The 8,854-nt window shown below is 68.1% G+C and carries 8 protein-coding genes and 1 pseudogene; 3 read left to right on the top strand and 6 right to left on the bottom strand.

The annotated features are described in order from the left end of the window. Nucleotides 1-97: 97 nt before the first annotated feature. The gene (locus ACFQ7F_RS43940) at nucleotides 98-550 is read right to left on the bottom strand and encodes a hypothetical protein (protein ID WP_383284715.1); all 453 of its coding nucleotides are present in this window, start codon (nucleotides 548-550) and stop codon (nucleotides 98-100) included. An 862-nt stretch (nucleotides 551-1,412) separates the two neighbouring features. On the opposite strand from ACFQ7F_RS43940, the gene ACFQ7F_RS43945 reads away from it, so the two are divergent. Then, the gene (locus tag ACFQ7F_RS43945; protein ID WP_383284717.1) at nucleotides 1,413-1,859 is read left to right on the top strand and encodes a hypothetical protein; all 447 of its coding nucleotides are present in this window, start codon (nucleotides 1,413-1,415) and stop codon (nucleotides 1,857-1,859) included. Between the two features lie 296 nt (nucleotides 1,860-2,155). Here ACFQ7F_RS43945 and ACFQ7F_RS43950 read toward each other — a convergent pair. Beyond that, nucleotides 2,156-2,334 (bottom strand): annotated as a pseudogene (locus ACFQ7F_RS43950) (ISKra4 family transposase); the annotation flags it as partial. Between the two features lie 590 nt (nucleotides 2,335-2,924). On the opposite strand from ACFQ7F_RS43950, the gene ACFQ7F_RS43955 reads away from it, so the two are divergent. Next, nucleotides 2,925-4,514, top strand: a complete 1,590-nt coding sequence (locus ACFQ7F_RS43955; protein ID WP_383284720.1) for a PQQ-binding-like beta-propeller repeat protein — start codon at nucleotides 2,925-2,927, stop codon at nucleotides 4,512-4,514. Between the two features lie 753 nt (nucleotides 4,515-5,267). After that, nucleotides 5,268-5,831: a hypothetical protein gene (locus tag ACFQ7F_RS43960; RefSeq protein WP_383284723.1), complete on the top strand. Its 564-nt coding sequence runs from the start codon at nucleotides 5,268-5,270 to the stop codon at nucleotides 5,829-5,831. Between the two features lie 223 nt (nucleotides 5,832-6,054). Here ACFQ7F_RS43960 and ACFQ7F_RS43965 read toward each other — a convergent pair whose 3' ends face one another. The 4 genes from ACFQ7F_RS43965 to ACFQ7F_RS43980 form a co-directional block, all read right to left on the bottom strand. After that, on the bottom strand, nucleotides 6,055-6,213 hold the full coding sequence (locus ACFQ7F_RS43965; RefSeq protein WP_383284726.1) for a hypothetical protein: 159 nt from the start codon (nucleotides 6,211-6,213) through the stop codon (nucleotides 6,055-6,057). Between the two features lie 584 nt (nucleotides 6,214-6,797). After that, nucleotides 6,798-7,001, bottom strand: a complete 204-nt coding sequence (locus tag ACFQ7F_RS43970) for a hypothetical protein (RefSeq protein WP_383284729.1) — start codon at nucleotides 6,999-7,001, stop codon at nucleotides 6,798-6,800. A 49-nt stretch (nucleotides 7,002-7,050) separates the two neighbouring features. Further along, nucleotides 7,051-7,431, bottom strand: coding sequence for an FKBP-type peptidyl-prolyl cis-trans isomerase (locus ACFQ7F_RS43975; RefSeq protein WP_383284732.1), 381 nt, complete (start codon nucleotides 7,429-7,431; stop codon nucleotides 7,051-7,053). 453 nt (nucleotides 7,432-7,884) lie between these two features. Then, the gene (locus tag ACFQ7F_RS43980) at nucleotides 7,885-8,820 is read right to left on the bottom strand and encodes a GNAT family N-acetyltransferase (RefSeq protein ID WP_383284735.1); all 936 of its coding nucleotides are present in this window, start codon (nucleotides 8,818-8,820) and stop codon (nucleotides 7,885-7,887) included. Nucleotides 8,821-8,854 lie beyond the last annotated feature (34 nt).

Here is an 8,854-nt window from a genome sequence, read left to right on the forward strand (position 1 = left end):
GAAGGAACGGACGTAACAACTCCCATTCCTCACCGGTCAGTTCATAGCGTCGGCTCACAAGGCCCATCATCCCGCGCAACTACATTGAAGACACGGCCTAGGCTGCGCCGGGTAGCCCCAGGGCTACCAGGAGGGCCGAGGAGAGTTCCTCTGCGAACAGGGCCGACCCGGTGAGTGTCTGCCGGACAGCCTCCTCGTGGGGTGTCAGTCCGGCGGCGGCCGACCATGCGAGTGCGCCGGCCACGGCGGGTTCGATCGGGAAGTGCTCCAGAGGTATCTCGTAGCTCTCCGCCAACTCGCGGTTGAGCAGGCCCTCCCAACTGTCGCCATCCGGCGTGAGGGCCTCGATGAAGCCCACATCGCTGTCGAGGAAGGACACCATGACGGCCGATGCCTGCGTTCGCTGGACGAGGTTCGCCAGACTGCGCCGTCCGGCGTCGGCAAAGTCCGTGAGCTGCCAGCCCTCCGCCAACGCCTTCGTGCCGTCGATGCCGGTGAACCCGGTTGTCCGCATGAGCTGGTGCAGTTCCCCCGTGGATCGGGTCGTCAATGATCCGCCTGCGTTTCCCATGGTCCGCAAGTTAACCGACGCCTCTGACAAGCCACCTCGTGCCACCGAGACGTCGGCATGGGAAGCCGGGACGGGCGCACCCCACGGGGTATCGCCAAATAGAGTCACCGCCATCCAGTTCAGCCCGGCGCGGGTAGTGGATCTCTTCGTGGTCAGTCCGCCGCAGGACCGACCGATGGCGTGGTCGTCGTGTTCGCTGGTCGGAGCCCCGTTTTTGCGGGCCCGGCCGCGTGCTGGTGAGTCCGCACAATCGTGGAGTCCACCGACACGGCCCAGCTCAGATCCTCATCAGCGTCGGCCTGGGCCACCAACGCGGTGAACACCTACTCCCAGGTGCCATCGACGTCCCACATCCGCAGCCGGTTGTAGCCCCCGCCGGTTGCCGTACGTCTCGGGCAGGTGCACTCTGCGGGGAGCAGTCTCGCTGACCTCGGCGTTTACCAGCAGAGGAAGACGATCCGAGCAACTCCTCGGCGATGACCGTTCGCCCTTAATACCCTCAAAGGGTCATCTGCCGGAGGGCCTTCTTGACGCCTAGCCGTCCGTGCGGGCCCCTCAAGCTCAGGCCGCGAGAAGTGCCGCGCATCGGCGGGCACCATCTCCGTATAGAAGGCGCGGGCACGGTCACGGGTGATCTCCGGGGGGGGGCATTCGCTTCATCCTCGCTGCTCAGGGCGGTGGGATGCACGGGCTGGCCGGGCAGGTCGAGGCCCGCCCGCACCGTGGTGCCGCCGTCGTCGGCCCTGCTCTGCTCCCACCGGCTCGCCAGGGCCTCGACAATCAGCAGGTGATCGTCGTTTCCGGCTTGTGGCGCAGTGCCAGTCATTGGGACCATCGCCGCATGTTCGAGTTACTCCCCGAAATCGGTCTCCGGCTCCCTGGCTGTGCCGGCACCCTCAGCTTCGGCATGGACGAGCGCGCCGCCCAGTGGGCCGTCGCCACTGTCGCGGACGTTCGCGATGGTTGGGTCTGTGGCGCCCGCTGGGCCTTCAGCGCGCAGTACCGGGGCCTGACGCTCGACGCATACGGCGACACCACGGACCGCCGCGGCTGGCACCAGGACACCCCCGGCCTAGCCGGCATCGGCCTCACCCGCGGCCCCTTCACGCTCACTGGGCCGTCGGCCTGCCCAGTTGTCCTCCACGGCATCGACCTCTTCGGCTACCCGACCGCCGAGGTTTCGGATGCTCTCAGCGAGGGCCTGCCCCCGACGCTCCGGCTCAGCGGCGACGGTCTCTACCTCACCGCCGTGTCGGTCCACGCGGAACCCGTACCTGTCGAGAGCTGATCACGACGGCGAGCCGGATCGACGAGACCGAGCACACCGCCGACGTCCTCGCCCGAATCTCGAACCCCTTGACACGGCTCCCCTGTACGCCCGAAATGCCGCGACCGGCACCGGTCCGAGCAGAACACCGCCTCCCGCCTGGACACTGCCGTCCCGCCCCCTGCGGTGCCTGACGGGCGAGTACGTGGAGGCGGCCCGACTCCAGGAGCTTGCCCACACCCTGTACGGCGGTCTCGGTAACCTGCTCGGGCAGGCCAAGGCCCTTGGGTGCGGATCCTCTGGAGTGACGGTCGGGATCAAGCAGTAAGGCCGTACTTGTGCTGGTCGGGGCCGGGATAAAGGCGTTGGTGTTCGCAGGCTGCGTGGAAGAGTAGTCCCCGAAGTCGCTGGTGATCAGTGCGCGGAGTTGGAGGACGGCTTCGGCGCCGGTGAGTCCCCAGCGAGCACCGGTGATGTCGAAACGGTCGGCGATCATTATCTGAACCAGCGCAAAGCCCATGTAGTCGTCTTGAGCGGGCTGTGGGCCAGTCTTCGGAATAATGATGTGCGGGGCGACGTCGTGAAAGCGGGGCATTTCGAGGTCGGTGGTCCGGCTGCGGGCTTCGGCAGCCTTGGTGAGGGAGGGCGGCCAGCCGGGCGAGGTTCTCCGGTGTGCGCAGCCACGTCTCCGGGTCGGTCGTACGGCCCTCCAGGTACTCCTGCGGCATCGCGGCCTGCTGGTCGGGCGTGAGCAGCAACGGCCCGTCCCCTCCCCACAGGCCGCACTGCCCCTCCCCGCCTGACAAACGCTGCCGCTCGGCGGAGCAGCTGCCCGCTTACACGACGCGACCTGCACAGAGCCCCTGTCCGCACCGGGACTGGCCGCTCGGTGCGAAGCAGTACGCAGGACGGATTCAGGGAATTCAGTGGAATAACAGGTGCCCAAGAGGCCGCGACGTGCGCCCCCGCTCGGCCGCCGAGCGTCAGAGACGTTCGCTGCTGCACTACGCGAGGCGGGATCATGAGCTGCCGCCGTGCCACGCCCGGGACAGCGGTCGTCATGTGCCGAACTGGGAGGAACCCTCGATGACCCTTGCGCCGATAGTCCGACGCGTGCTCGGCGACGGCCCATTCGCCGAGATGGGAGAACCTGCTCTGGCCGTCGCTGACGAGCGCTCGCGGACGGTCGCTGTGGGCGGGGACCTCGGGCATATCCAGTGGAGTGGCAGTGGGACCGCTGACTCCCGATGGACGGGGCACCGGATCGGTGTCTATGAGCGGGACGGGCTGCGGTGCCTGCACCTGGTGCGGTCGGGGTACCCCGTTCGGTCGCTCGCTTTCCACCCGGTTCTTCCTCTGCTGGCCGTAGGTACGGGGCACTACGACGGCGGCTACTTCTTTCGAGGCGAACTCCTGCTGATCCACCTGGACTCCGGCGACGTGGTGTCCGCCTTGCAGCACCCGCGGGAGGTGCTCGGCGTGGAATGGCGCAGCGAAAGGGCACTTCGCCTGGCCTTGGCGCCGTGTGACGACTGGGAGAACCCACAGGCACACGAGCAGGGTCATGCGGCCGTTGTAGCCCGCTCAGACTGGAGCGCCGTTGAGCAGGGGGCGATCGGTGCCGAGGAGCTGACTGCCACCGCAAAACCGGTCGTCCAGCCGGATCACAGCGCGGAGGCCCGCCGATTCCTCGCGGACCTCGCTGCCTCGGCCGGTCGGCAGTGGTCCGTACGTCGACGGGTGTGGGCTGTCGAAGGTACGGAGGACGGTCGCGTGCTGGCCGCTCTGGACGGGGTGCTGGCGGAGTCGTGGCTGCCCTCCGGAGACCTGCTATGGGCGGTCGAGGACGAGGAAGGCGGCCGGCAGCTGGTTCTGGCCTCCGACGGCACATCAGTGTGGACTAACGCCGAACGCCACGGTCGCCGCGAGGGAGGACGCTGGGAGACGTCCGCACCCCGGCTGGCCCGAATCGCTGTCGAGACAGGGGACGTGCTGGAGACTCTGAGTCCAGGCGTGTTCACGGTTCTCGTCGCAGGCGGCCGCAGGACGATCCTCAGGCCGTTGGGCGGCCGTCGCAAGCGTCCCGAACGGCTGCTGATGTTCGACCTCGACGGTCCGGTAGACGGTCCGGAGGTCAGCCACTTCGACTTGTTCAACCACCCGTTCGCCGTCCGTCACGCGAGCCGCCCGTACATCTTGGTCGGCTCTGACCCGGACAAGCCGCACAAGGACAAATGGGTCACCGCCCTGGATACCGATGGGACGTTGCGGCGGCTCTTTCCGCACTCCTGGGCACCGCAGGAGCATCATTTCGGGGGCCCTGGGGCCGAGATAGGGCAGTCCCTGGTCTACGCCGGCGCTGTCCACCACGGCCAGGGTCTCCAACCCGGTGGCGCCTACGTCGTGCGGCGATCCCTGAACGGCTCAGTGCAGTGGCGGCACCGCACCGATCACCCTGCCACTGCCCTGGACACCGACGGGGACACCCTCTACGTGGCCTACAACTCCGGCGCCCTGACCGCACTGGACGCCAACGACGGCTCGGCGCGATGGCACACCGAGCTCAAGATCGACGGAGCATCGACCACCGCACTATCCCGTGCCGTGGCGCCCCAAGGACATTTGCTCATCGGGACCGTCGACGGCCGGATCCTGGAGTGCCCGGCCCGGCCGTGACCCCGGAAGTGAAGCCATGCGTTGAGCGGTGACTCAAGGAGCCGGCGAGATGGGCTCGGTGAACCAATCACCGCGATGTGAGCCACACTGCATGCCCGCTGCCTGTGGCCGTGCTGAGAGCTGCCACCAGCCATCCGGCAGCCATCCGGGGATGTGCTGTACGACCAAGTGCATTCCGCCACAACGGAGTTCGAAGTGCGGCGGAATGAAGTACCCCGTTTGCCTCACGCGCCGAGCACAGCACGGGCCGCAGCGTCCGGCCAAGAACGGGCGCCGCACCTTACGCCGAATGGTCAGCTCATATGCACGGGCCTGTGGATGGCCCTCCATGCCCTGACTGGAGGTGAACCCCGTGCCCCGAAAAGCCCCCGCCCTCTTTTGCCCGGTATCCGGCTGCCCCGAACTCCCCGGGTCTTGCCAATCGCTGCCCTGATCCGCTTGATGACGGTCAGCACCTCGCCATCCGGCCACACGTCCAACACGGCCTCCGCGCGTGCGGGGAGCAGAAACCGCGCAGCGTGAACCCCACGGTGGTGACGGGGCCCCCGCGCGTGCGGAGAGCAGTTGGGCGGTCAGCGCTTCACCGACCCGACGGGAGATCCACCCCGCATGCGCGCGGAGCATCCGGGCTGCCGCCCGGCTGTTCGTCGCGCAACAAGCACTCAGTCGCGACCTTCGGCGGCTGGAGCAGGCGCGGGGCCGCACCGCACTCCGCCGTCAGCGCCGATACCCGCACCGGATAGCGTTCTGCGCATGACAACGGACGGAAGGCCGCAACCGCCGACGCCGACGTGCCCGCGCTGCGGTGGAGCCGAGGTGCGGACGGTCGAACAGGCGCGGTCCGGCAAGAGCGCCCTGACCAAGAGCCTCGGTACCCGCCTGGCGAAGGGCCCGGAGAAGAGCGGTGGCGGTGACGGCTGCATCCACTTCGTCGAGGGGCTCGTCCTGAGCCTCATGTTCGGCGGCGGTCTCGCCTACATGGGCGTCGAGAAGGACAACCAGCTGTACACGGTCGGCGGTGTAGTCCTCGGGCTGCTCATCTTCGCCGCCACCCTCGCAGTGGTGCGCGAGGACGGCCGGGAGAAGGACGCCGAGACGTCCGGCGAGACACTGGCCAACGAGTTCTGGCTGCCGGCGCACTACTGCTACGGCTGCGAGGGCGTGTTCTGCCCGGGCGGCACCCCTTGGCAGGGTGTGCTCACCCCGGAGCAGTTCAAGAAACTGGTCTGGCGTCAGGGCTGCTACGACCGCCAGTTGCAGCCGGGCGACAAGGCGAAGGACGCGGAGGTCCCACCGGGGACCCTGATCGAGGGCTAGGGCGTGTCCGGCGGATCAGGCCGGCCCGGTTGGCGGGGCGCCTGCGCTGCTGGTGAGCGGCGGTCTGGTGCGTGCAATTGCAAGGCGGAGGATTGAGGCATCGCGGAGCGATGGTGATTGACGACAATGCCGCAGATGCGCGTGCCAGACCACCGCGTCCCCGGCATGATCCGCCGGACACGCTCTAGCTGGTCAGTACGTTGAGCTGGAAAGCCACTGCGGATCAGTCCTGGGACCAGGTCGGGATGATGCCGTGCTTCACCGCGAAGTCCAGGTCGATGATCCTGGCGCGGGACTGCTCGCCGTGCTCCTTCACGAACGCCAGGTGCTCGGTTGGATCCTCGGGCAGAACTTTCTCGGAGTCATCCGCGACGTTCCCCATGCCGCCCATGATGCTGAAGTTTCAGCGGCGTATGACGGGTCCAAAGACGGGTTCTGAGTTTGAGATTCGACCTTGTGCGCGGGCTTGTCTTCATCGTGACCTGGAGCCGATGGCCCGTCCGGCTCCGTTCTGTTGGGTGTGCGGGGAGCGCGGACCGAATCCGATACGTGCCCGCGCCGGTAGCACTGGGTAAACCGGGTTGTTCTGCTCCCCCAGAACAGCCGCGGCCGCTCAAGCCGCGATCCGCAACCCACCCCGTGCCCGCCTGAGTGCCGCCCCCGGCACCGGCGGCCGCCGCCAAACTCACCCGACGCCGAACGCAGGATCGATGCTGTGCCAGGCCCCGGGAGCACCGACGGCGCGGGCGGCGCGGGCGGCGCGCGGATACGGGGGCAAGGAACCCGGCCTTGGCCGCGATGCGCAGACCGGGGCGGCCGGCGAGCGCGGGGCCGGCAGCCGGTGGGCCCGGCCCTCGCAGTAGTTTGGTGCCGTGTCGATCCAGGCCGATGGGCAGTGGGCTGCACGCCGGGCGGCGGCCAGTTCCCCACCGGGGATGCGGTAGGCGCCCAGCCCCAGCAGCGCCGTCACGACGCCTCCCTGCGGATGCTCGCCATCTGCGCGGCCACCAGCCCGGTGACCACGGTGGCCGCGTCCTGGATGCCGACGCCCGCCGCGATGGCCACATCGCCGAGCCGGTGCCAGCCGGGCTGCAGGAGCCGGTGGAACAGCGGAACGTGTAGGTCAGCAGCGCCCCGTAGCCGATCTGTGCGGAGGGCGTCGGCCGGCAAGTGTTTCCCGGCCTTGGTCCCGGGCGGAGAGGCCGGGTAGCAGAAGGCCTCAGACTGCGACGGAGAGCAGGTCCACCACGAAGACGAGTGTCGAGCCCGCCGGGATCAATGGCGAGGGTGACTGGTTGCCGTAGCCGAGGCGCGGGGGAACGATGATCTCGCGCCGGCCGCCGACCTTCATCCCTCTAGCACCGCGGTCCAAGCCCTTGATGGCCTTGCCGCCGCCCACGGCAAACTTGAACGTCTGGCCCCGGTCCCAGGAGGTGTCGAATTCCTTTCCGGACTCGAAGGTGACCCCGACGTAGTGAACCTGGACAACCCTGCCCGGCTTCGCCTCAAGCCCGTCCCCGACGACGAGGTCGCGGATTGTCAGTTCGGTGGGAGCCTCACCCTCCGGAAGATCGATCTCGGGCTTCGTCAGTTCACTCATTGCAGCCTCATTCGCTCGCCGCCGGAAGCCCTCATACAGACCAGCCAGGCGCATGGTCACTCTATGCGGTAGATCATCATGCTGTCGTGAATGCCGATCTCCTGGAGTACATGAAGCCCAACGGAGCCCGTTGCTCAGCATGACTGGACTGGGCGTGCTACCTCATCGGTACGCTGCGCCCGTACTCGATGCAGGCTAGGCCCGGTACCCGCCAAGGGTCGTGGCGGGGGACGCCGTACAAGACGCGGGCCCGAAGAGCCGAGAACGCCGCGGCGCTCAAAGCCGGCTCACGAGTGATTTGCTGGTCAGGGCCTCCAAGCAGGACCGGCACAACACCCTGGCCAGCCGCACACCGCCCCGGCCCGCACCGGGTGCAGCACGGCTCGTGACAGCACCGAGTCCACGGGGGACGAGGGTTGTTGGGGGGGAGATCCGGAGAGGCCGCAGGCGGGGTCAGTCCCAGACCAGGTTGAGGGAGCGTTCGAAGTTGGCGTATCCGGCTCGGGCGAAGGCTCTTGCCATAGGGACGTTACCGAGGTCCGTAGATGCCCTGATCCGGTCGACGCCCTCGGCGGCCAGGATACGAGTGCCCTCGGCGAGGATTTCGTCGATGTAGCCGTTGCCCCGGTGCGCGGGCAGGACGCCGATGTACGCGATGATCGGGTGGTAGCTGTTGCGGGCCGGGATCACGAAGCCCACCGGGCCGCTACGGTCGGGCAGTTCGGCGATGCGCCACCATTCGTGCGGAGTCTTGTACTTGGCGAACTCCCCGTCGTAGTGCCGTTCGGCCGCCTCGCGCGGGCTCAGTCCCGATGCCAGGTCCGCTTGGCCGTGGGCGTCGAGGGTGCCTTCCAAGACCGGGGCCATCAGGGCCAGGAGGTCCTCGCGGTCGGCCACCGGGCGGAAGACGAGACGCTCCTTGGGTTCCGGGAGTGGGGACGCGAGGGTCCACTGCAACCGCAGCCGCTCGACCAGAAGCCGTGCACCCGTGCTCTCCAGTACGCGCGTGCGGGATTCGACCACCTCGCGGGCTGCGGGGTCCTCACGCCAGTCGGTCGGGACGAAGCGGCCGTACTCCGGCAACTTCGCGCCCGCCGGGAAAACGGTCGCCGTCGCTGTCTTGAACAGTTGCAGGCCGATCTCGCCGCGGTCGGCCAGGGGCAGCGTGTCGTCGATGTCGAAGAAGTCGAGCTGCAGTGGGACGTCACCACCTGGGGTCGTCCACCAGGCGAGCCGGGCGAGGAGGCGGTCGCCGTCCAGGGCCACCCAGGTCCACTCAGGGCGGCGGCATCCGTCGGCGAAGTCGTCGGTCAACTCGTGGTCCAGGACGTAGGAGAGTCGGCAGAATAGTTCGATCTCCTCGGGGCCGGTCAGAGGTCGGTAACTCACCGATGTCGGTATCAAGTCAACTCCTGTGCTGGGG

This window comes from Streptomyces sp. NPDC056486 (genome assembly GCF_042795295.1).
GTDB lineage: Bacteria > Actinomycetota > Actinomycetes > Streptomycetales > Streptomycetaceae > Streptomyces.